Source organism: Euhalothece natronophila Z-M001, from assembly GCF_007904085.1.
Classification (GTDB): Bacteria; Cyanobacteriota; Cyanobacteriia; order Cyanobacteriales; family Rubidibacteraceae; genus Halothece; species Halothece natronophila.
The window spans coordinates 2,982,548-3,003,775 of sequence record NZ_CP042326.1; the positions used below are offsets into that span (position 1 = coordinate 2,982,548).

The following is a 21,228-nucleotide window of genomic DNA, read 5'->3' on the forward strand; positions in this document are numbered from 1 at the left end:
TTAAAACCGTTCTCCAATGCCAAAATGAATGCGATTATCCCCTTGATCATTAATCCCATAATCTAAGCGAAGAGGACCTAAAGGAGAATCAACTCTCACCCCTAAGCCATAACCGAAACCACTACCAGGCTTATCCCGAACCTCTGCCGGTTGTCCAGGAACATTACTACCAGTGCCTAAATCCGTTCCCACATCCACGAATAAAGCACCACCAATAATATCAAAAACGGGAAAACGATATTCAGCAGTTGCCTGGAGAAAACTACGTCCAGCTCCGACATCTCCTTGTTGATAACCTCGTACTGAGTTAGTCCCTCCTAAAGAAAACGCTTCATAGGGGGGTAAATCTCCAAAAACCGTTCCTGCTTGTACATTAAACGCTAAGGTTTCAGCGCCATCAGCAAAATTTGTCCAATCCACAGGGAAAAATTGACTGTAACCCGCTTCTAAGCGATTAAAGAAAATACTCCCAGAGCCAATGGGAACTGATTGATCCACCCCTAGTCGTAAAACCGACCCACTTGTGGGTTGCCGAGGATTATCACGTAAATCGCGTCTTGCTCCTAACTCCAGCACCACCAAATCATCACGACCGCTTTCATCAAAGGATAATTGATTATCGTCTTCATCTCTAGGGGAAATCTGTCCATCACTATCTTCAATTTGAACTCGTTGATAATTTAAGCCTGCGGAAACATTCCACTCAGCCCGAGTAAAGGGGTCTGGTGCTAAGGGACGCGCAAACTCAACTCCTCCACCTGTTCTAATCACTCGCGGGGTGTCACCATCAGGCAAAGTAACATTTGTTTCTCCACCGTCAAAAATCACCGAAAGAGAACGACGGCGGAATAAATCAGCAGTATAAGACGTGCGATAAGGATCCCCAGCAATCCAAGGGTCTTGAAAACGAGCATTAAATAACAGCGTCCGACCACCCACTTGTAATTCTGTGGATAAGTTTTGATTATTGCCACCTAAATTCTGTTCTTGGTAACTAACTGTGCCAAATAATCCTGTTGCAGAACTAACACCAGCCCCAGCACCAATTGAGCCAGTATCCCCTTCTACCATTTCAAAGTTAAGCACTACCTTACTGGGATCATCTCCCGGCTCAAAAGATAAATTACCATCTTCAAAAATTCCTAAGCCAAAAACCCGCTCTAAATCAGCACGAGCCGTTTGCCGTCTAAACACATCCCCTGGTGAAAGTTCAACTTCTCGGGTAATAATAAAATCGCGAGTTCGCCCGTCTATCTCTTCCCCAGTTTCATCAAGGAGACGAACTTGGATATCTTCAATGACTCCTTCAGCAACAGTAATGGTAACGACTCCATCTTCAGAAACTTCTGGAGAATCCACTACTTGAGCAAGATCATATCCGTTTTCTTGATACCACTGATTTAACTGTTCGATATTATTTTGTAATTCTTGGAAATTGAGAAGTTCGCCATATTGATCCCGAAATATTTCATCCACTACTTCATCTGGTAAAACTCTTTCTTCTTGATCAGCAGGAAGAGTATTTACTTGCACTTCTTCCAAAGTGGGGTTTGGCTCTACTACAAAAGTAACTCGAACCCCTAACGGGGTATCTTCTGGAACCACTCTCACATTAGAAAATAAACCAGTGGCAAAAATGGCATTCACATCTTCTTGTAATCGAGAACGAGTGGTTATTCGTCCTGGCTGGATATCTGTTGCATCAAAGACAATGTCCTCTAATTCTCCTTCTACCCCTTCTACATCTACCTCAACGACCAGTACTTCTGGCTCATCTGCTGCGTCACCTTCAGGCATCTGCTGTTGGGGCGATTCCATCTCAGGAGGGGCTGGAGAGGGAGCTTCTTCCCCATTACTGGGAAGCGCTGGTGAGGGATCTGTAGGAGCTTGAACTTGTAGCGCAGTCACTTCCTCTGGCTCTGATTGCGTCTCAGCATAAGCGACACCCTGCCAACCGATGAAAGCAAGGACTGTCGCAGTTGAAATAATTGGAGATAAATGAGACATTCTAATTAGTTTTAACACTTCCACGCACCCAATCTATGATTGATTATTAGCGATTGGTTATCTATAAAGAACCAATTAATCGCTATCTGCTATATTGTTTGCTATGACTCTTTAGTTGTCAATTGCAGTTGTGACAATATTCGGGTTTGCACTTGCTGATAGGCATTCTCCACTTTGCCTAAATCTTGGCGAAATCGATCTTTATCCATGACACGGGCTTCTGGATCAGGTTCATTTTGATCCCATAAACGACAGGTATCAGGGCTAATCTCATCAGCTAATAAAAGATTCCCCTCTTTATCAAGTCCAAATTCCAACTTGAAATCTACTAGGGTAATGCCACATTGGCTAAAAAAGGTTTTCAGGTGAGTGTTGATAGCAAGAGCCTTAGTTTGTAGTTGTTCGAGTTGATTGAGGCTGGCAAGATTAAGAATTAGAATCCGATCGCGCGTTAAAATAGGGTCGCCAAGTTCATCTTTTTTATAATAAAATTCTACTAGAGGAAATGGCAAAATAGTGCCCTGCTCCAGTCCTGTTTCTCGACATAGGCTACCTGCGGCAATGTTTCTCACCACAACTTCTAGAGGCAAGATAGTAACTGATTTTACTCGCATTTGCTGGGGGGTAGGTTGATCAAGATAGTGTGTGGCAAGTCCTTGGTTTTCTAAAAGCTGGAACAAGGCACTACTAATTCGACAATTGATTGCTCCTTTCTCTGTGATAGTGCCTCGTTTTTGGGCATTAAAAGCGGTGGCATCATCTTTGAAGTGGGTTAATAGAATCTCGGGATCCTCAGTGGAGTAAATAATTTTGGCTTTTCCTTCGTATAACTTTTCCATTTGCTTCATCTACTGTTAAGTTACGCTAAAGTTGAACTAAAACTTCTTATTGGAGTCGTCTATAGTATGGCAGAATATAACTCTGATAAAAAAAAAGAGAAAAACAATTTCCTTTACCCACGTTACTCCTATCGTGGAGACGTTAAGCCTGAAAATATGATTTTTAATTCTAATTTACAAGAGTTTGCTCAGCGAGTGAATTATATTTGTAATTTAGAAACTGCTGGTAAAATGGACCCTGAAGAGGCTTATCAAGATATTAAGCAATTATGGAAGCAATTAAAATCTTCCCGCAAAAGTCTCGGCATTAATGAGCAAAATAGTTCCTCTGATTCCTAAAAGTTAGGGTAATTATCTACTCTTTTGTTTGTTTGTCCAAGTATTGATTTTTAGCACGTTAAGGTTAATGACTAGCATTAGTAGCCCTTTATTTTGGCTAGCGCTTTCCCTATTTTTAGTCTCTGTCAGTCTCACGGCGGTGTTAATGGCTGCTTTTCCTGCATTTCTTGAGTTGGCTCGAGCTGCCCGTAATGCAGATAAGTTCATTGATACTTTACACCAAGAACTGCCCTCTACCCTAAAAGCAATTCGGCTAACCGGGGAAGAAATTACTGAACTGACCAATGATGTGAATACCGGGGTAAAAAGTGCTTCCAAAACTGTCCAACAGTTCGACCAGGGAGTAACAACTGCTAAACATCAAGCAAAAGGGGTAAAAAAGCAAACTCAGGGAGTAATTACTGGTCTTAAAGTCGCTTGGAAAACTTGGCAAGGAAATCAAAGGTAACTTAATCTACGCCAAGTAATTTTGCCAATAGAGCCTTCTGGGCATACATTCTATTCTCAGCTTGTTGCCAAACTCGGGATTGTGAAGATTCTAAGACGGCTTCAGTAATTTCTTCTCCCCGATGAGCTGGGAGGCAATGTAGAACAATTGCTTCTGATTGGGCTTGTTTTAAGAGCTTTTCATTAATTTGATAAGGCTGAAAAATTGGGAAGCGAGTGGTAGCCGAGTCTTCTTGCCCCATACTTGCCCAAACATCAGTATAAAGAATTTCTGCCCCTTTTACAGCCGCTTCCGCGTCAGTAGTAAGTACAATTTCAGTTTCTGAAGCTAAAGCCTTAGCTTGTTCAACAATCGTCGTATCTGGCTGGTATTCCTTTGGGGTCACTACTCGAATATTGACTCCAGCCATGGCACAGCCTAAAAGGAGTGAATGAGCAACATTGTTCCCATCACCCAAGTAGGTTAAAGTGAGTCCTTTTAATTGTCCAAAGGTTTCTTTAATGGTTAAAAGGTCAGCAAGAACTTGACAAGGATGAGCGCGATCGCTGAGAGCATTAATTATAGGAACTTGAGCGTAATGGGCAAAGGTTTCAAGCTCACTTTGAGCAAAGGTACGAATAGCAATTACATCTAAATATCCTGCTAAAACTCTAGCGGTATCCTGAATTGGTTCACCGCGTCCTACTTGCATAAATTGGGGGTTTAAGTCAATAACTTGACCCCCTAGTTGGTACATGGCAACACTAAAAGAGACTCGCGTTCGAGTAGAAGCCTTATAAAATAATAGTCCTAATACTTGCTTTGAGGGCAACTGGGGACTGTATCCCCCTTTCATTTTTTGCGCTAAGTCCAATAAGGCTTGTAATTCGGTTTGATTGCAGTCAGTGAGACTGAGTAAATTTCTTCCCTTCATGGGTGATTCAATCGGGTTAGTTATGTGTTAAGCGAGGTATTTCCTGAATATAGCTTACCAAGGCTTCGAGAATAACTGTTAGTAAGCTGAACCAACTCTTGAGCCAAGCGAGAGGAATCAGTTGCTGAAAAGTTATTCAGAACTTAAGCATTTGTATGTAAGAATGTAAAGTGGGTGAAATTAACTTAAAGGTAAGATGACAGTAACGACCTCTTCTGGCAGTAAACTGGTTCGCATTGGCACAAGAAAAAGTAATTTAGCAATGGTGCAAACCCATTGGGTACGGGATGAACTACAAAAACATTTTCCTGATCATCAGTTTGAAATACAAGCGATGAGTACCCAAGGGGATAAAATTCTTGATGTTGCCCTTTCTAAAATTGGTGATAAAGGACTCTTTACCAAAGAATTAGAGTTAGGGTTACTGAATGAGGATGTAGATTTAGCAGTTCATTCTCTTAAAGATTTACCGACACAACTGCCAGAAAACTTAATGTTAGGCTGTGTTACCAGTCGCGAAAATCCCGCCGATGCTTTGGTTTTAAATGAGAAAAATCAAGGCTATACCATTGAGACGTTGCCAGAAGGGGCAATTGTGGGAACATCCTCTCTTCGTCGGTTAGCGCAATTACGGTATCATTTCCCTTATCTTGAATTTAAAGATGTACGAGGAAATCTCAATACTCGGTTGAAGAAACTAGATGCGGGAGACTACGATGCCCTAGTATTAGCTGTAGCAGGGTTAGAACGGTTAGGAATGGCCGATCGCGTTTCCCAATGTATCCCAGGGGATATTTCCCTTCACGCCGTCGGACAAGGGGCTTTAGGCATTGAATGTCGAGAAGGAGATCAACGGATTTTAGACTTATTAAAAGCGATTGAAGATGACAAAACGCGCGATCGAACTCTTGCTGAACGATCCTTTTTAAGAGAATTAGAAGGAGGCTGTCAAGTTCCCATTGGGGTTAATAGTTGGATAGAAGGAGATCAATTAACCTTAAAAGGAATGGTGGCAAGTCTCGATGGTAAACAATTGCTAAAAGATACAGTTAGCAGCGATCGCGCAAATTATGACAACATAGGAAAAGAATTAGCGCAGAAAGTGAGAGATCAGGGCGCACAAGCCATTTTAGATGAAATTTTTGCCCAAATTGACCGTTAAAAGCAAAAAATTCCCTCATCCTTTGTAGGAGAATAGCAACAATTCGATACAATATAAGCCAAACTTAAGTTAACTTAGATTGCAGAACATTTAAGGAGTCTCATGGGGAGAGTTGTCGGGATCGACTTAGGAACAACCAACTCAGTTGTCTCAATTACCGAAGGAGGCAAACCTTTAGTAATTGCCAACGCGGAAGGAACACGGACAACCCCCTCTGTGGTCAGTTTTAACAAAGATGGGGAATTATTAGTGGGGCAAATGGCAAGACGACAATCTGTTCTCAACCCCCAAAATACTTACTTTGGCGTTAAACGCTTTATTGGGCGTAAATATTCCGAATTAAGTGAAGCCAGTAAGCGTGTTCCCTACACCATTCGTCGCAACGATGAGGGCAATATTAAATTACGCTGCCCTCGTCTCAAAAAGGAATTTTCCCCAGAAGAAATTTCAGCACGAATTTTACAGAAATTAGTCCAAGATGCCAGCCGTTATTTAGGGGAACCTGTTACCGAAGCAGTCATTACTGTTCCCGCCTATTTCAATGACTCTCAACGTCAGGCGACCCGAGATGCAGGGCGTATTGCAGGGTTAGATGTGTTACGCATTCTCAATGAACCCACTGCAGCCGCTTTAGCTTACGGGTTAGATCAAGAAGATAATAGTTTAGTATTAGTCTTTGACTTAGGGGGCGGCACCTTTGATGTTTCTCTCCTAGAAGTGGGAGACGGGGTTTTTGAAGTCAAATCCACCAGTGGGGATACCCAGTTAGGAGGGAATGATTTTGATGAGAAAATTGTCAATTGGCTAGCCGATGACTTTTTAGAGAAAGAAGGCATTGATCTCAGACGGGACAGACAAGCCCTACAACGCCTCTCTGAAGCCGCCGAAAAGGCAAAAATTGAACTCTCTGGGGTGGGTACAACTGAAATTAATCTCCCCTTTATTACCGCCAGTGAAAGTGGACCCAAACATATTGAAACTCAATTAACGCGATCGCAGTTTGAAGGGCTTTGTGCTGATCTCATGCAACGGTTACGCCGTCCCCTAAAACGAGCGTTTAAAGATGCCCAACTGCGACCCGATGATATTGATGAAGTGGTCTTAGTCGGTGGCTCAACTCGCATCCCCATGGTACAGGATATGGTGCGAGATTTAATTGGCTTAGAACCCAATCAAAACGTTAATCCTGATGAAGTTGTCGCTGTGGGGGCTGCTATTCAAGCAGGGATTCTAGCAGGAGAAGTGAAAGACGTTTTACTCCTCGATGTCACTCCCCTTTCCTTTGGTATTGAAACCATTGGTGGCGTGATGAAAAAACTAATTCCGCGCAATACCACCATCCCTGTGCGACGTTCTGATCTCTTCTCCACCAGTGAAAATAATCAAACCATGGTTGAGGTTCACGTCTTACAAGGGGAACGGGAAATGGCAGAAGAAAATAAATCCCTTGGACGCTTTAAACTCACAGGCATTCCGCCAGCACCGCGTGGTGTGCCTCAAATTCTAGTTTCCCTTGACTTAGACGCTAATGGCATCTTAAACGTCACTGCCCTTGATAAAACCACAGGACGGGAACAAAGTGTTACCATTCAGGGAGCTTCTACCCTATCTGAAAGTGAAGTAAATCGCATGATCCAAGATGCTGAAGCCAACAGCCGTGCGGATCAAGAACGGAAAGAACGAATTGAAAAACGTAATCGTGCTGAAGCCCTTGCTGATAGTTCCCAACGTCGCTTAAAAGAAGTTGCCCTTGATTTTGGCACGCAATTTGCTAGCTATTATCGACGACGGATTGAAGCCCTTATTGAGGAATTACGAGAAAGTTTAGCCCGAGATGACGAACGAGGAATTGATCGCGCTCAATCTGATCTCCAAGATGCCCTCTACGAGCTAAATCGGGAAGTTCGTTTACAATATGAAGATGAGGAAGACGACTTCTTTGGCTCGATCAAGCGCACCTTCTTAGGAGATGAAGAAGACCGTGTTCCTCCCTACCGCACCCAATCCCGAGAACCCCGAGAACCCCGAGAACCCCGAGAACCGCGACCTTCCTCCCGTCCCCGTAGTCGTCCTCGCTATGAACCTGAATATGATGATGACTATTATGAACCTCGTCCCCCCCGTCGTTCCTCCCGTCGTCGTCCGTATGAATATGAAAATGATTGGGATGAGGAAGACGATGATTGGTTTTAAAGCCAGTGTTCCTAAGCTAAACTGAGCAATCAGGTGGTTTCTAAAATGAATAATTTGCCCAATTACTACGAACTGTTAGATGTTCCCCCTGATGCGACAGTGGAAGAAATTAAGCGAGCCTACCGTCGCATGGCTCGAAAATACCATCCTGATCTTAATCCTGGGGACAAACAAGCTGAAGAAACTTTTAAAAATTTAGTGGAAGCCTATGATGTTCTCTGTGATCCACAGCAACGAGAAAAATACGACGAAATAAACCAAACCAAGAAGAAAAGTAAGAAAAACCGACGCAATACCAAAGTCTCCAAGGGAAAAGCCCGTCGCAGTAATAGTGTTACCGATTATCAGCAATATGGGCCCGATTTTAATCGCTTTGTGGAGCAAACCTTTGCTAAAAAACGCAGTCAAGCCAATCAAAATCCTCAAACCTCTCGCCGTGTTGCCCCTGATGACCGTCAAGCCTATCGCCCTGGAACCCGAAAAACTGCCTATAAGGTACAAGGAAGAGACGCTGACTACACGGAAAAGGAACGTCCTCGGGATGTAGAAGCACGGCTGAAATTGCCCTTAGAAAAGGCTTATCGGGGGGGTAAGGAACGCATCCGATTAGAAGATGGACGCTCTTTAGAGATTGATATGCCTTCGGGGATGATCGATGGGCAACAGATGCGTTTACGCGGACAGGGACTGGATGGGGGCGATTTATATCTCACTATTACCATTGCCGATCATTGCTTTTTTAAAATACAGGGGAAAGATATCTTTTGCAAAGTTCCTGTTACCCCCAGTGAAGCAGTATTAGGTAGCGCGATTAAAGTTCCCACTCTTGATGGGTTGGTGCAGATGTCGGTGCCAAAAGGGGTTAAATCTGGGCAACGCTTACGATTAGCAGGGAAGGGCTACCCTGTGGAAGGAGAACGGGGGGATCAGTTAGTGGAGATGCAAATTGTTGTGCCTAGTGAACCCAGTGAAGCAGAAAGAGAGTTATATGAACAACTCAAAGCAGTAGAAACCTTTAATCCTCGTGATTCAATCATGAAATCGGACAAATGACACTATCTTTACAAACCATCCTCAAACAACGTCGCCAGCGATTAGCGGAAAAATTCCCTGATAAGGCTTTATTATGGTCGGGACGCGCTCCTGCTCGCAATTTTCCAGCGAATACCTTTCCTTTTCGCCCCAGTAGCCATTTTTTGTATTTTGCTGGCTTGTTTTTAGAAAATGCGGTGATTGAGTTAGAGCAAGGAAAGCTCACCCTGTTTATGGATAATCCTTCCTCAGAAAGTATTTTATGGGGCGGTGAACAACCGAGTCGTGATGATATTGCCACTGAAATGGGGGCAGATCGAGCTTATCCCCTAGCAGAATTATCCCCCACGAATGAGGAAATCGCAACGATCGCGCTGTTTGATTCCACTACTTATCAAGAACAATGTCACTATTTACAACGGACAATTCCCCAGCCGAGTCAGGCAACAGGAAAAGATTTAGCATTAATTGAGGCAATGATTGATCTGCGCTTGTGTCATGATGAAGGCGCGATCGGGGAAATTCGTCAAGCAGCAGAAGTGTCAATCCAAGCCCATCAAGCAGGAATGGAAGCTACTCAAGCAGGGAAAACGGAAGCCGAAATTCGGGCAGCGATGGAAGCGGTAATGATTGCCCATAACCAAACGCCAGCCTATGGCAGTATTGTCACTATCCATGGAAACGTTTTACACAACCACGACTATTCCCACACCCTACAAGAAGGAGATTTACTCTTAGCGGATGTGGGCGCAGAAAGCAAAGGGGGATATGCCTCTGATATTACTCGTACTTGGCCAGTGAGTGGTCAATTTTCCCCCACCCAACAAGAAATTTATGATTTAGTGTTAGCCGCCCATGATGCTTGTATTGCTATGGTTGCCCCCGATGTAGAATATAAAGACATTCATTGGCAAGCCGCGCGGATCATTACGAAAGGATTAGTAGAAATTGGTATTCTCAAGGGGAATGTTTCTGATTTACTGGCTAACGATGCCCATGCTTTATTTTTCCCTCATGGTGTGGGACACTTACTGGGCTTAGATGTCCATGATATGGAAGATTTAGGGGATGTAGCAGGGTATGCCCCAGGTAGGCAACGCAGTGAACGCTTTGGCTTAGGAAATCTGAGGCTCGATCGCGCTTTAAAACCTGGGATGACAGTTACCATTGAACCGGGCTTTTATCAAGTGCCAGCAATTCTTAATGATCCTCAAACGCAAGAAACCTATGGGGATGTAATTAACTGGGAGCGATTACAACAATTTTCTGATGTGAGAGGGATTCGGATTGAAGATGATGTCTTAGTCACCTCAGAGGGTGCAGAGGTATTAACCGCTCCTCTTCCTTGCCAACGGGATAAAATCGAGGCAATGACTTTAATCCCTTAGAGGAAGAAAGCTAGTTTTTTTTGTATTCATTTCAACCCCTTCTGCGAATTTTTTAGCAGAAAAGCTTAAGTGATGTTTCCGAAACAGGGACGAGTTTTAATTATTTTACTACTGGGAGTAGTTGGGGTTTCCACTGCTGCCATTTTTATTCGTCTTTGTCTGCAAGTTACGGGAGAAAGTGGACTCGGGTTTAGTTTGTTTATTGCGGCAGTACGATTAACTTTTGCCTCCGTAGCATTACTTCCTGTTTTAATTAATCAATTTCCAATTCCTGTTTCTCGTCAGGGCTATCAATACGCGATCGGTGCCGGAATGACTTTAATGTTTCATTTCGCTTTTTGGATTACCTCTCTCTCTTTTACCTCTATCGCGGCTTCTACTACGATTGTTACCACGAATCCAATTTGGGTAACTCTTTTATCTTGGTTTTGGCTAAAAGAAAAACCCACGCGCTTCACAATTTTAGGAATTGGAATTTCTTTATTAGGTGGATTTTGTATTGCGATTGGGGATGCTGGTAGCCTCTCTGGTGGTACGAATCCGCTATTAGGAGATGCTTTAGCTTTACTAGGGGCATGGTCGGCAAGTTTTTATCTATTATTAGGAAAACAAGCGCAAGCCTCAGGATTAAGTATTGGTCATTATAGCGCGATCGCGTATAGCACCGCTGCCATTTTATTATTACCTTTGCCCTTGTTTTTTGGGATTAATTACTGGGGATATCCCCGAGAAGTTTATGTTTATTTATTAGGAATGGCTCTGTTTTCGCAAGTTTTAGGGCATACTAGCTTTAATTGGGCGGTACGGTTTATTTCTCCTACTTTTGTCACCCTTGCCCTTTTATTTGAACCAGTGAGTGCTAGTATTCTAGGCTTTTTTGTCTTTGGAGAAGTTCCCAGTATTTTAGTCTTAATCGGCGCAATCATTTTATTAACAGGAAGCGCCATTGCGATTTTAGGGGCAGACTCTCAGCGTAATATAAATTAAGATAACTCCTGTTGCCAATGCAAAGGAAAATTATTTATAATAAAATCAGTACCATCGGGAGGATGGGAATTGACGCTTGAGGAGCTAGTTGAAAGACTAGGATAGCACTGCGAATAGCATGTGCGCCCAAGAAGTCACCTAGCGTGGCACTCCACTCATTTTTTGTCCACACCACAAGCGTTACTGCTTAATATTGCAGTCGCTTTGCTGGTGTGCTAAAGTATTTATATCCCCCTCACCTAATTCCCCCTTATTCCTAGGTTTAGGGAAACCCCCATTTCCCCCCTCCCTATTCCTAGGTTGGGGGATATCTTTTTTTAAAGCTGATTGATTATTGTTAAACCGGTTTATCTTGATGCGATGAGAAGATGCTCACGCTTTGCTCCGCCCCATTATACCGTCAGGTTAATGGGAGATGAATCGTCGCCCAAAAAAATAAAGTCCGACAGGACAACCTTAAATCTTTTGTGTTAGAATTAATTTAACCACAAAGTTCAGCATAAGATGTTTGTCTTAGAGTTTAAGGTCAAAGCCAAAAAAGCTCAAACTCAAGCCATTGACGAAGCAATTCGGACGACACAATTCATCCGAAATAAGTGCATTCGTTACTGGATGGACAATCAAGGCGTTAATAAATACGCTCTCAACAAACTCTGTAAACAATTGGCAGAAGAGTTTACTTGGGCTAAACAACTAAACTCTATGGCTAGACAGTCCGCTGCTGAACGGGCTTGGTCTTCAATTAATCGGTTCTACGATAACTGTAAGAAAGGAATTAAAGGAAAGAAAGGGTATCCTCAGTTCCAAAAAAACAACCGCAGTGTTGAATATAAAACATCTGGCTGGAAGCTCGACCTAAATACCCGAAAACATATAACTTTTACTGACAAAAAAGGCATTGGTCGGGTTAAGTTAGTTGGAACTAGAGACCTTCATTTCTACCATCCTGATGAAATTAAACGAGTACGGTTACTTCGCAGGGCTGACGGTTACTATTGTCAATTCCTGATTAATACAGAGGTAAAAGAACAACTAGAACCGACCAAGAGAACCATAGGATTAGATGTTGGTTTAGAATCCTTCTACACTGACTCTGATGGTCATAAAGAGCCTAATCCTCGTTTCTTTAGAGAGGGGGAACAGAAATTAAAACGGCTTCAACGCCGTCTTTCTAAGAAACAGAAAGGATCATCTAATCGCAGAAAAGCTAGACAGAAGTTAGGTAAAGCACATTTAAGAATAAGTAGGCAACGTAAAGAACACGCCTTGAGACTGGCGCGTTGCGTAGTGAAGTCTAACGACTTCATCGCCTATGAAAACTTAAAGGTGTCTAACATGGTTAAGAACCACTGTCTAGCTAAGTCAATCTCAGATGTTGGTTGGTATCAGTTCCGAGTGTGGTTAGAGTATTTTGCACAAAAGTTTGGGAAAGTAGCGGTGGCTGTTCCTCCTCACTACACTTCTCAAGAATGCTCTAATTGCGGTCGAATTGTGAAAAAGTCTCTATCAACTAGAACCCATGCTTGTCAGTGTGGGACTAAATTGGATAGAGATGAAAATGCCGCGATTAACATTCTGAGAGAAGGACTCCGTACAGTCGGGCGGACTGGAACGGCTGGCTTCGAGCCAGACTCAAAGCTTGTGGAGAGACCCGCTTCTACTTCAGTTGTTTCCGAACAATTGGGGCAAGCGGACTCGTCTGCTGGAAACCTAGTTTCTAGTAGTTAGAAGCAAGAATCTCCCACTATAATCTCTGATTTAGTGGGAGAGCGTCAACTGACAGGCGACGAGTTGCTACATCACGGAAAAAAGCCGTATATTGAGAAGCCCCTTGGGGGAAAATAACATCTAATTGCAAGGGATCGGTTGTATCTTGGGGATCACAGGGGCCAGAAATTACCTTTTGTTTTCCAGTGGGCGTGGTTTCCACTTCTACAGCTTTACGATTTTTCACCTCTCCCCCACTGCTATCAATATAAACGACAAGATTTTGGGGATGAATATCTTGGATTAATTGAAGAAAAGCGCGATCGCTGCCGCCTCTTCGGATTTCTGGTTTACCATTGGTGTAAGTAACACTGCTATTAACCGTATCGCCCACCCCAACCATAATCGGCATAATATCAGGATCAAAAGAATCATGAACTAATTGTCGTAATTGGGAATAGTCCGCCGGTGCATGACGCACACTAAAATGTTTTCCGAGAGGATAGTTGCCAGTGCGTTGATAATAGTAATGATTGAGGAGATATAAAACCCCTGCTTCCTTAATTGCACCACGAAGCATAAACTGGAAATCCGTAGTTCCCGAATCCGTATCTTGAACTGGACGCAAAATCTCTTTTCCTGTTTCATCCCGTCCCAAATTGGGGGCATAATGAACAAAGAAGGACTCTGCTAAGCCTTGTTCTTCGGCTTCTTGTAGCAGTGTTTCCATTAAGTGTCTCATGGTTTGCTGTAAAGCCAAATAAACCTGTGGCTGATTTTGTAAGGCTTCATACAACGTATTTAAGTTCGCTGTGGGAGAAGCAACATTATCTAAAATTGAGGCTTCAATTCCCGATTCTATTTCCGTTGCTGAGAGGGAAGTTGAATGTTGAGTAAAAAACTCTTCTAATTGGCGTTTAATCCGTTGGGGAATTTGGGCTAAAAACGTTAACTCTTGTTCTGTGACTCCTGGATGAGCAATATTTCCCCGTCGATCCTGCCATTGTACTCCACCAGCCGCTAAACCGGGTAAATAAAGGGCATTTTCTCGCACAAAATGACTATCCCCAAAAGCGCGATCGATAATTCCATTTACCCCCCGTTTACCAATATGTTCCCCATTAGTTAAAACATAGAAATGACCAGCAAAGGCTTTTGTAGCCTGTACATAGTCAGGATTAATTGTGCGATTAAGGGGATCTTTTACCAGTTCCATACAAACCCCATCTAAATCCTGAATTAGGAGAACATTCTCTTGTTGGCTTAAAATCATTGCCAGTTTCTCATGATTGAGAGAGGGAGTGATTTCTTGTAGAAGCGGATGGATGGAATGTTGCATAATCCTCTGTAATCGCTGATTCCTATAAATTATAAAATTTTAAGGATCAAAAAGAAAAAATTAAACCTTGCTGATAGCAGAAAGTTCACAATTGCGCTTTGTATAATGAACAAGGGAATTACTCCTGAAGAAAGTAGAAGCACATTCTAGATTCACCGATACTGAGTAAGTGAAGTTGTAAGTAAAAAGGAAATATTGATGTCTGAGTTACTACAAGCAGTTGTCGAAAGCCAAGAAAAAAAGGATTTACGAGACTTTATTGATCTCTTACGTCGTGACGGTTCTCATCGCTATTTACTACGCAATGATATCCTGAATGCTTTTTCAAACTTCTGTGAGGATCACCAAAAAGAATCAGATTATTCCCAGACATCAGCTTTGGGTCGCCTCATCTACTATACACAGGAACTCATTTTAGAATACGAAACGCTCTATTTAATCGTGCGGCCGCAAATTGCTAAACAAGAAAGTTATCGGGTTTTTGATGATCTTAGTTTTGAACCCCTAACTATCCAAGAATTACTAGATGTGCGCGATCGTTACGTCAACCATTATCACCCAGAAGAAGGGGATGTGTTTGAAATTGACTTTCAGCCTTTTTATGATTACTCTCCAATTATTAAAGACTCTAAAAACATTGGGCGTGGGGTAGATTTTCTCAACCGCTATATGTCCAGTAAACTATTCCAAGACCCCAACCAATGGCTAACAGCAGTTTATAACTTTCTCAGTCTTCATCACTACAATGGCATAACGCTTCTCATCAATGGGCGTATCCGTGACCAAAAGCAACTTTCAACGCAAGTCAAACGGGCCCTTGCTTTTGTTAGCGATCTTCCACAAGATAAACCTTATGAAGACATCCGCTTTGAGTTGCAAGATTTAGGGTTTGAACCAGGTTGGGGAAACACCGCGGGACGCATTAAAGAAAGCCTAGAAATTTTGGATGAACTAATTGATTCTCCTGATAATCAGAGTTTAGAGGCTTTCCTCTCTCGTATCCCGATGATCTTTAGAATTGTCCTTGTCTCCGTTCATGGTTGGTTTGGACAGGAGGGGGTTTTAGGACGACCTGATACTGGCGGTCAAGTGGTATATGTGTTAGATCAGGCAAGAAGTTTAGAAAAACAATTAGAAGAGGATATTGAATTAGCAGGATTACAAGGGTTAGGTGTCAAGCCCAAAGTTTTAATTCTCTCTCGATTAATTCCTAATAATGATGGAACACGCTGTAATGAACGTTTAGAAAAGGTTTATGGTACAGAAAATGCTTGGATACTGAGAGTGCCTTTCCGTGAACGAAATCCTGAGATTACTGATAATTGGATTTCTCGCTTTGAAATTTGGCCCTATTTAGAAACCTATGCCATTGATGCCGAAAAAGAAATTTGTGCTGAATTTGAAGGTAAACCTGATCTAATTATTGGAAATTATTCTGATGGCAATTTAGTTGCTTTTTTATTAGCCCGTCGCCTCAATGTAACGCAGTTTAATGTCGCTCATGCTTTAGAGAAATCAAAATACTTATTTAGTAATCTCTACTGGCAAGAATTAGAAAAAACTTACCACTTTTCCATTCAATTTACGGCTGATTTAATTGCCATGAATGCAGCGCAATGTATTATCAGCAGTACCTATCAAGAAATTGTGGGACGACCCGATAGTGTCGGGCAATATGAGTCTTATCAGAACTTTACTATGCCTGATTTATATCATGTGGTGAATGGTATTGAACTATTTTCACCTAAGTTTAATGTTGTTCCCCCAGGCGTAAATGAAAATATTTATTTCCCTTATAGTAAAACTGAAGATCGCATTCCGAGCAAAATTGAACAAGTTGAAGAATTGCTCTTCTATAGTAATGATGAATCGCAAGTTTTTGGGAAGTTAGATAATCCAGAAAAACGCCCTCTTTTCTCCATGGCGCGTTTAGACCGCATTAAAAATTTAACGGGTTTAGTGGAATGTTTTGGCAAATCGCCACAATTGCAGGAACACTGTAACCTAATTTTAATTGCAGGGAAACTGAGTACTTCAGAAACCACAGATAGCGAAGAACGAGACGAAATTGAGAAAATGTATCGTCTCATTGATGAATATAATCTTCATGGCAAAATCCGTTGGTTAGGAGTGCGGTTGCCAAAAAGTGATTCTGGGGAAGTTTATCGTGTTATTGCGGATCATCAGGGGATCTTTGTTCAGCCAGCTTTATTTGAGGCGTTTGGTTTAACGATTCTTGAAGCCATGATTTCAGGTTTACCCACATTTGGGACACAGTTTGGGGGCCCACTAGAGATTATTCAAGATCAAGTGAATGGCTTTTATATTAACCCCACTAAACCAGAGGAAACGGGACAAAAAATTCTCGATTTTGTGCAGAAATGTGAAAAACAAGCAGAACATTGGAACAGGATTTCAGAAAAAGCTATGGAACGAGTTTATAGCAGTTATACATGGAAAATTCATACCACAAAACTCCTCTCTTTAGCTCGAATTTACGGCTTTTGGAACTTTACTTCTAAGGAAAATCGGGAAGATATGTTGCGTTATATTGAATCGCTGTTTTATCTGATTTATAAGCCTCGCGCCCAGGCGTTGCTGGAAAAACATAAAGCTCAATAAAGTAACACAGAGGCATTTTTTGCCTTGATTACATTAACCCGTACTGAGAGACTATTCCTCAAGAAAATCTAAAATAAACCATTGAAGCAAAAATCTCCCGTTATAGCTGTTACGCTTAACGGGAGATTCAAAAAAAAGGAAGGGGAGTTTAAAGCCAATTCACAGGTACAAACTCAAACTTAGTTTTTCACCCCTTTATAGGTTAATCAAAACTGAAGCATTTTAATTAATGTTTTTTTGACAGCAGTAAGTTAAAAACAGCTTACACAGCAGAACCAACTCCAGCATAAGCCCCGTAGAAAAATATCCCTACCACAGCAATTACGCCTAAACCAGCAATCGTTGCAACAATCCAAAGTGGAATTCTTCCGTCTCCAGACATGATTTTTTCCTCCTATATTGATCTAGACAATTTTGACACAAGTATTAAATGGGTTTTAGTTAAAGAAATAGCTTGAGAACAGAATTCCCAACACAAAAACCAGTAATAATCCCAAATAAAGGGAAGTCCGATTGAGTTCAACCGGTTGCTTATTTGGGTTTTGATTGCGATCTACCATAAATTCCTCCTATCTTTGGATAAACTGCATCGCAGCGATCGCGCCCAGAAAGAAAACTGTGGGCACTGCTAGGGTATGAACAGCTAGCCAGCGAACAGTAAAAATAGGATAACTTACTGGTTCATTGGGACGATTTGTAGTCATGTTTTTCCTCCTTATTAAGAATAACTACTTATTAAATTCTTGTACTTCTTCGCTTGCCTTAAAGCGATCGCTGATAATGGGTAATTCCTGCCGTTCTTGCGTAAAATACTCGTCGGGACGAGGAGTCCCAAAAGCATCATAAGCTAAGCCAGTGCTGACAAAAAGCCAACCTGCAATAAATAGCATTGGGATAGTAATGCTATGAATTACCCAATAACGAACGCTGGTAATAATATCAGAAAATGGACGCTCTCCTGTATCTCCTGCCATCAGATCTTTCTCCTTTTACAAAAAATGTTTCCTTACTTAATATATGATAAGAAATGTTTTAACAATTGGCATGGTTAAGCCGCATCAGCAGAAGGCTTATATTTTAACACTGTGCCGCGATCGCCGAGAATAAATCCTTTTTCAGGATTCATAAATTTCACTTCATAGAAGTTCCCCGGCACTTCTTCTACCGCACGATCTTTTTTCCAAATCCCCTCTGATTGAGAGCGACACAACAAGTTACCGCCGCCACCGGCAACCCAAAGCTCATCCTCATTGCGATAACCAATATCCAATAACCCCCAAGAGGCTGAAAATTCTGGATATTCTGGCTCTAACCAACTCTCAAAGTCTTCGGACTCAGTAAACTGAATTTGACCACCGCGGGCGAGTAACCACACTCGTCCATCAGGGGTGAATCCCATATTTTGAACGCGACGAGAAGTATTTCGTTCATGGGGTTGCCAGGCCTTATCCCCAGGAGTCCAAGTGGAGTAAAAATTTCCCCGAGCAGAGACAGCCACATATTTGCCATCCTCCGAACGAGAGATATTTCTAGAGACTCCTACTGCTTCTTCCACAAGGGCTTCCCAATTTTTACCACCATCAGTAGTTTTATAAATTGCACCCACATCTGTGGTCATTTCAGCAGTATTCTCTCCAAGGGCAGTAATACTGTAAGGTTCTCCTGGCAGCTTTTTGCTGAGAGCAATTCTAGACCAATCCTTTCCGCCATCATTGGTATGCAATAAGATTGAAGGTTCTCCAACAATCCAACCCTCTTCCCCGTAAAAACTTACCGAGAGAAGATCTACTTTGTCCCCTTCTTCTAATTGCAGTTCTTTGGCTTCCCAAGTGTCTCCCCCATCATAGGTTTCTAGTAAGGTGGCTTTGTTCCCCACCATCCAACCATGATCAGGATTTCCCGTAAAACCAATATCTAGGAGACTTTCTTCAGTTGGTATATTGCTCAAAACTTGCCAAGGGTTTGACTCAGTCGAAGGAACATCACTACAACCGAACGTAAAAAGCGCGATCGCGACTAAAAGCGCGATCTGCTTAAACAATTTTAACAATCTACTCATGCTTGTTTTTCTTCAAACTTAGTCACGGAAATCATCCCAACTTAATTAGCGTAGCAGGTTTTGCCCCTCTAACCAAGACCATATAAGCTAATAAACATTAAAAATCCAAGTCCTAAGGCTCCAAAAATGAGAATATTTTTTTGTTTGGGTGTTAAACGATTTACCCCAAAGCCATAGGAAAGATTTTCTTGAAAGCCCGAGGGAGCATTAATTGCCCCAATATCATCAAATACATTGCGCCGGGCCCCACAAACTGGACACCGCCAATTTTCTGGCAAATCTTCAAATTTTGTTCCCGCTGGAACATTCTGGCCACTATCACCTTTATCCGGTTCATAAACATAGCCACAGCTACGACATTCAAACCGAGAAGGGGCGGCTTCAGCTAGGGTTTTTTCTTCAGCAGGTTCAGTCATTGTCTTAATTCCTGAGAACTCTGTAAAAAATTATGACATAGATTAGTCATTAGTCATTAGTTTACAAACAACAAAGGACGAAGGACAAAGGACGAATAATTTATTCCTTAATTCCTGTACTACTAATTCCTTGCACAAATTGTCGTTGTCCAACAAGGAATAAAATAACAATAGGGATCGTAACAATAATTACGGCTGCCATTAGCAAAGACCAATCACTGGTAAACTGTTCTTGAAATTCAGCTAACGCGAGTTGAACAGTTTGTAACTCAGGACGAGTTGTAAAAACCAAAGGCTTAAATAAATCATTCCACTCACCGATAAAGGTAAACAGAAAAACAGTTACTAAAGCTGGTCGCGCCAAAGGTAACATAATTTCTTTAAGAATTTGCCAGCGATTTGCCCCATCTAAAGCCGCTGCTTCTTCTAACTGTATAGGAATAGTTGTAAAATACTGACGCATGAGAAAAATACTAAAGCCATTAACTGCAGTCGGTAAAATTAACGCTCCATAAGTATTAATTAAGTTTCCCCACTTTAAGACTAAAAAAATCGGAATTACTAAAAGTTGAAATGGAATTACTAAAGTGGCTAAAATTACTAGCAATAGCATACGACGACCGCGAAATTTGAGTCGCGCTAAGGCATATCCTGCCAACGAAGCAGTGATTAATTGAAAACCTGTAACAGTGAGGGCAACTAACGCTGAATTGCCAAAAGCAAGCAAAAAATTAGCTTGTTGCCATGCTTCCCAGTAATTATCTAAAGTCAAAGAATCAATATTAATATCAAGATAGCTGGGAGTTCCTTCAGGAGCTAAAGATGTAATTAAGATGATAGCAATCGGGGATAAGAGAATTCCAGCGCCGAGAATTAAAATTAAGAGTCGCATCGTGTTTTGAAATTACCCATTTGCCACAAAGAAAGTTAAGATAGACTAGGATAGATAAGATAAGGCTAATTGTTTCTATAGAAAGATTCAAAGCGATATTACCGAAAATCTTGGCGAAAACGCCTCAGCTAAATATATTATTGGTGGTAAAGAAGCCATAGGAGACTAGAAACTTATGCCAGATGTTGCAACTACCCCAACTCTAGATTACACTAGCGAAACCTATAAAGATGCTTATAGTCGTATCAATGCTATTGTAATTGAAGGGGAACAAGAAGCAAAAGACAACTATATTCACTTAATAGACTTGCTTCCGGATAGTAAAGATGAGTTAACCCGTCTTTCTAAAATGGAAGCACGACATAAAAAGGGATTTCAAGCCTGTGGCAAAAACTTGAATGTGACTCCTGACATGGAATTTGCCCAGGAATTTTTCTCGGAATTGCACCAAAACTTTCAGCAAGCCCTCGCAGAAGGGAAAGTCGTTACGTGCTTATTGATTCAAGCTCTGATTATTGAATGTTTCGCGATCGCCGCGTATAACATCTATATTCCTGTGGCTGATCCCTTTGCTCGTAAAATCACAGAAGGGGTGGTTAAAGATGAATACAGCCACCTTAACTACGGCGAGGAATGGTTAAAAGCCAACTTCGACAGTGTTAAGGAAGAATTGGAACAAGCCAATAAAGAAAATCTTCCCCTCGTGTGGAAAATGCTCAACAAAGTGGCTGCTGATGCGGAAGTCTTAGGGATGGAAAAAGATGCCCTCGTCGAAGACTTTATGATTGCCTACGGGGAAGCCCTCAGTAACGTTGGGTTTAACACTCGTGAAATTATGCGGATGTCTGCCTACGGCTTACGAGAAGGTTAATTTTTTCTCGTTAC

Annotated in this window: 22 protein-coding genes; 10 read left to right on the top strand and 12 right to left on the bottom strand. The window is 41.9% G+C overall.

The features are described 5' to 3' along the window. Positions 1–2,007, bottom strand: coding sequence for a BamA/TamA family outer membrane protein (locus FRE64_RS14710; RefSeq protein ID WP_146296919.1), 2,007 nt, complete (start codon positions 2,005–2,007; stop codon positions 1–3). A gap of 101 nt (positions 2,008–2,108) precedes the next feature. Then, the gene (gene purC, locus FRE64_RS14715; RefSeq protein WP_146296920.1) at positions 2,109–2,846 is read right to left on the bottom strand and encodes a phosphoribosylaminoimidazolesuccinocarboxamide synthase; all 738 of its coding nucleotides are present in this window, start codon (positions 2,844–2,846) and stop codon (positions 2,109–2,111) included. 66 nt (positions 2,847–2,912) lie between these two features. On the opposite strand from purC, the gene FRE64_RS14720 reads away from it, so the two are divergent. Then, complete coding sequence (locus tag FRE64_RS14720; RefSeq protein ID WP_146296921.1) at positions 2,913–3,185, top strand: DUF7219 family protein; 273 nt, start codon at positions 2,913–2,915, stop codon at positions 3,183–3,185. 76 nt (positions 3,186–3,261) lie between these two features. Then, positions 3,262–3,633, top strand: coding sequence for a DUF948 domain-containing protein (locus FRE64_RS14725; RefSeq protein ID WP_146297381.1), 372 nt, complete (start codon positions 3,262–3,264; stop codon positions 3,631–3,633). Between the two features lies 1 nt (position 3,634). Here the strand turns inward: FRE64_RS14725 and argF are convergent, their stop codons facing one another. After that, complete coding sequence (argF, locus tag FRE64_RS14730) at positions 3,635–4,546, bottom strand: ornithine carbamoyltransferase (protein ID WP_146296922.1); 912 nt, start codon at positions 4,544–4,546, stop codon at positions 3,635–3,637. A 196-nt stretch (positions 4,547–4,742) separates the two neighbouring features. On the opposite strand from argF, the gene hemC reads away from it, so the two are divergent. The 5 genes from hemC to FRE64_RS14755 all read left to right on the top strand — a co-directional run bounded on the left by hemC (position 4,743) and on the right by FRE64_RS14755 (position 11,308). After that, entirely contained in the window at positions 4,743–5,708 is a 966-nt protein-coding gene (gene hemC / locus FRE64_RS14735; RefSeq protein ID WP_146296923.1) for a hydroxymethylbilane synthase, read from the top strand. A gap of 102 nt (positions 5,709–5,810) precedes the next feature. Then, complete coding sequence (gene dnaK, locus FRE64_RS14740; protein WP_146296924.1) at positions 5,811–7,901, top strand: molecular chaperone DnaK; 2,091 nt, start codon at positions 5,811–5,813, stop codon at positions 7,899–7,901. A 45-nt stretch (positions 7,902–7,946) separates the two neighbouring features. Next, positions 7,947–8,954 (top strand): DnaJ C-terminal domain-containing protein, encoded by a 1,008-nt coding sequence (locus tag FRE64_RS14745; protein ID WP_146296925.1) that lies wholly within the window; start codon positions 7,947–7,949, stop codon positions 8,952–8,954. Beyond that, positions 8,951–10,321 (top strand): aminopeptidase P family protein, encoded by a 1,371-nt coding sequence (locus tag FRE64_RS14750; protein WP_146296926.1) that lies wholly within the window; start codon positions 8,951–8,953, stop codon positions 10,319–10,321. The genes FRE64_RS14745 and FRE64_RS14750 overlap by 4 nt, the downstream gene beginning before the upstream one ends. A 72-nt stretch (positions 10,322–10,393) precedes the next feature. Further along, positions 10,394–11,308: a DMT family transporter gene (locus FRE64_RS14755; protein ID WP_146296927.1), complete on the top strand. Its 915-nt coding sequence runs from the start codon at positions 10,394–10,396 to the stop codon at positions 11,306–11,308. Positions 11,309–11,342: 34 nt separating this feature from the next. Here FRE64_RS14755 and FRE64_RS17585 read toward each other — a convergent pair whose 3' ends face one another. After that, complete coding sequence (locus tag FRE64_RS17585; RefSeq protein ID WP_186708865.1) at positions 11,343–11,483, bottom strand: hypothetical protein; 141 nt, start codon at positions 11,481–11,483, stop codon at positions 11,343–11,345. A gap of 329 nt (positions 11,484–11,812) precedes the next feature. Between FRE64_RS17585 and FRE64_RS14760 the strand changes: the two genes are divergently transcribed. Continuing rightward, on the top strand, positions 11,813–13,036 hold the full coding sequence (locus FRE64_RS14760; RefSeq protein ID WP_146296928.1) for an RNA-guided endonuclease InsQ/TnpB family protein: 1,224 nt from the start codon (positions 11,813–11,815) through the stop codon (positions 13,034–13,036). 16 nt (positions 13,037–13,052) lie between these two features. Here the strand turns inward: FRE64_RS14760 and stpA are convergent, their stop codons facing one another. Then, positions 13,053–14,354, bottom strand: coding sequence for a glucosylglycerol 3-phosphatase (stpA, locus tag FRE64_RS14765; RefSeq protein ID WP_146296929.1), 1,302 nt, complete (start codon positions 14,352–14,354; stop codon positions 13,053–13,055). 198 nt (positions 14,355–14,552) lie between these two features. Between stpA and FRE64_RS14770 the strand changes: the two genes are divergently transcribed. Further along, the gene (locus FRE64_RS14770) at positions 14,553–16,976 is read left to right on the top strand and encodes a sucrose synthase (protein ID WP_146296930.1); all 2,424 of its coding nucleotides are present in this window, start codon (positions 14,553–14,555) and stop codon (positions 16,974–16,976) included. A gap of 262 nt (positions 16,977–17,238) precedes the next feature. Here FRE64_RS14770 and FRE64_RS14775 read toward each other — a convergent pair whose 3' ends face one another. The 7 genes from FRE64_RS14775 to FRE64_RS14805 form a co-directional block, all read right to left on the bottom strand. Further along, the gene (locus FRE64_RS14775; protein WP_146296931.1) at positions 17,239–17,358 is read right to left on the bottom strand and encodes a photosystem II reaction center protein J; all 120 of its coding nucleotides are present in this window, start codon (positions 17,356–17,358) and stop codon (positions 17,239–17,241) included. Between the two features lie 55 nt (positions 17,359–17,413). Then, positions 17,414–17,536, bottom strand: a complete 123-nt coding sequence (locus tag FRE64_RS14780) for a photosystem II reaction center protein L (RefSeq protein ID WP_015226647.1) — start codon at positions 17,534–17,536, stop codon at positions 17,414–17,416. A 9-nt stretch (positions 17,537–17,545) separates the two neighbouring features. Then, on the bottom strand, positions 17,546–17,680 hold the full coding sequence (psbF, locus tag FRE64_RS14785) for a cytochrome b559 subunit beta (protein WP_146296932.1): 135 nt from the start codon (positions 17,678–17,680) through the stop codon (positions 17,546–17,548). A gap of 24 nt (positions 17,681–17,704) precedes the next feature. Further along, positions 17,705–17,950, bottom strand: coding sequence for a cytochrome b559 subunit alpha (gene psbE / locus FRE64_RS14790; RefSeq protein ID WP_146296933.1), 246 nt, complete (start codon positions 17,948–17,950; stop codon positions 17,705–17,707). A 74-nt stretch (positions 17,951–18,024) separates the two neighbouring features. Next, positions 18,025–19,035, bottom strand: coding sequence for a photosynthesis system II assembly factor Ycf48 (locus tag FRE64_RS14795; RefSeq protein WP_146296934.1), 1,011 nt, complete (start codon positions 19,033–19,035; stop codon positions 18,025–18,027). Positions 19,036–19,103: 68 nt separating this feature from the next. Beyond that, the gene (locus FRE64_RS14800) at positions 19,104–19,451 is read right to left on the bottom strand and encodes a rubredoxin (RefSeq protein WP_146296935.1); all 348 of its coding nucleotides are present in this window, start codon (positions 19,449–19,451) and stop codon (positions 19,104–19,106) included. 100 nt (positions 19,452–19,551) lie between these two features. After that, entirely contained in the window at positions 19,552–20,343 is a 792-nt protein-coding gene (locus tag FRE64_RS14805; protein ID WP_146296936.1) for a carbohydrate ABC transporter permease, read from the bottom strand. 175 nt (positions 20,344–20,518) lie between these two features. Between FRE64_RS14805 and FRE64_RS14810 the strand changes: the two genes are divergently transcribed. After that, on the top strand, positions 20,519–21,214 hold the full coding sequence (locus tag FRE64_RS14810; RefSeq protein WP_146296937.1) for an aldehyde oxygenase (deformylating): 696 nt from the start codon (positions 20,519–20,521) through the stop codon (positions 21,212–21,214). Positions 21,215–21,228: the final 14 nt, after the last annotated feature.

Coding starts and splice junctions, on each gene's coding strand:
- FRE64_RS14710 (WP_146296919.1), bottom strand. CDS start 2,007: ATGTCTCATTTATCTCCAATTATTTCAACTGCGACAGTCCTTGCTTTC.
- purC (WP_146296920.1), bottom strand. CDS start 2,846: ATGGAAAAGTTATACGAAGGAAAAGCCAAAATTATTTACTCCACTGAG.
- FRE64_RS14720 (WP_146296921.1), top strand. CDS start 2,913: ATGGCAGAATATAACTCTGATAAAAAAAAAGAGAAAAACAATTTCCTT.
- argF (WP_146296922.1), bottom strand. CDS start 4,546: ATGAAGGGAAGAAATTTACTCAGTCTCACTGACTGCAATCAAACCGAA.
- hemC (WP_146296923.1), top strand. CDS start 4,743: ATGACAGTAACGACCTCTTCTGGCAGTAAACTGGTTCGCATTGGCACA.
- dnaK (WP_146296924.1), top strand. CDS start 5,811: ATGGGGAGAGTTGTCGGGATCGACTTAGGAACAACCAACTCAGTTGTC.
- FRE64_RS14745 (WP_146296925.1), top strand. CDS start 7,947: ATGAATAATTTGCCCAATTACTACGAACTGTTAGATGTTCCCCCTGAT.
- FRE64_RS14750 (WP_146296926.1), top strand. CDS start 8,951: ATGACACTATCTTTACAAACCATCCTCAAACAACGTCGCCAGCGATTA.
- FRE64_RS14755 (WP_146296927.1), top strand. CDS start 10,394: ATGTTTCCGAAACAGGGACGAGTTTTAATTATTTTACTACTGGGAGTA.
- FRE64_RS14760 (WP_146296928.1), top strand. CDS start 11,813: ATGTTTGTCTTAGAGTTTAAGGTCAAAGCCAAAAAAGCTCAAACTCAA.
- stpA (WP_146296929.1), bottom strand. CDS start 14,354: ATGCAACATTCCATCCATCCGCTTCTACAAGAAATCACTCCCTCTCTC.
- FRE64_RS14770 (WP_146296930.1), top strand. CDS start 14,553: ATGTCTGAGTTACTACAAGCAGTTGTCGAAAGCCAAGAAAAAAAGGAT.
- FRE64_RS14775 (WP_146296931.1), bottom strand. CDS start 17,358: ATGTCTGGAGACGGAAGAATTCCACTTTGGATTGTTGCAACGATTGCT.
- FRE64_RS14780 (WP_015226647.1), bottom strand. CDS start 17,536: ATGGTAGATCGCAATCAAAACCCAAATAAGCAACCGGTTGAACTCAAT.
- psbF (WP_146296932.1), bottom strand. CDS start 17,680: ATGACTACAAATCGTCCCAATGAACCAGTAAGTTATCCTATTTTTACT.
- psbE (WP_146296933.1), bottom strand. CDS start 17,950: ATGGCAGGAGATACAGGAGAGCGTCCATTTTCTGATATTATTACCAGC.
- FRE64_RS14795 (WP_146296934.1), bottom strand. CDS start 19,035: ATGAGTAGATTGTTAAAATTGTTTAAGCAGATCGCGCTTTTAGTCGCG.
- FRE64_RS14800 (WP_146296935.1), bottom strand. CDS start 19,451: ATGACTGAACCTGCTGAAGAAAAAACCCTAGCTGAAGCCGCCCCTTCT.
- FRE64_RS14805 (WP_146296936.1), bottom strand. CDS start 20,343: ATGCGACTCTTAATTTTAATTCTCGGCGCTGGAATTCTCTTATCCCCG.
- FRE64_RS14810 (WP_146296937.1), top strand. CDS start 20,519: ATGCCAGATGTTGCAACTACCCCAACTCTAGATTACACTAGCGAAACC.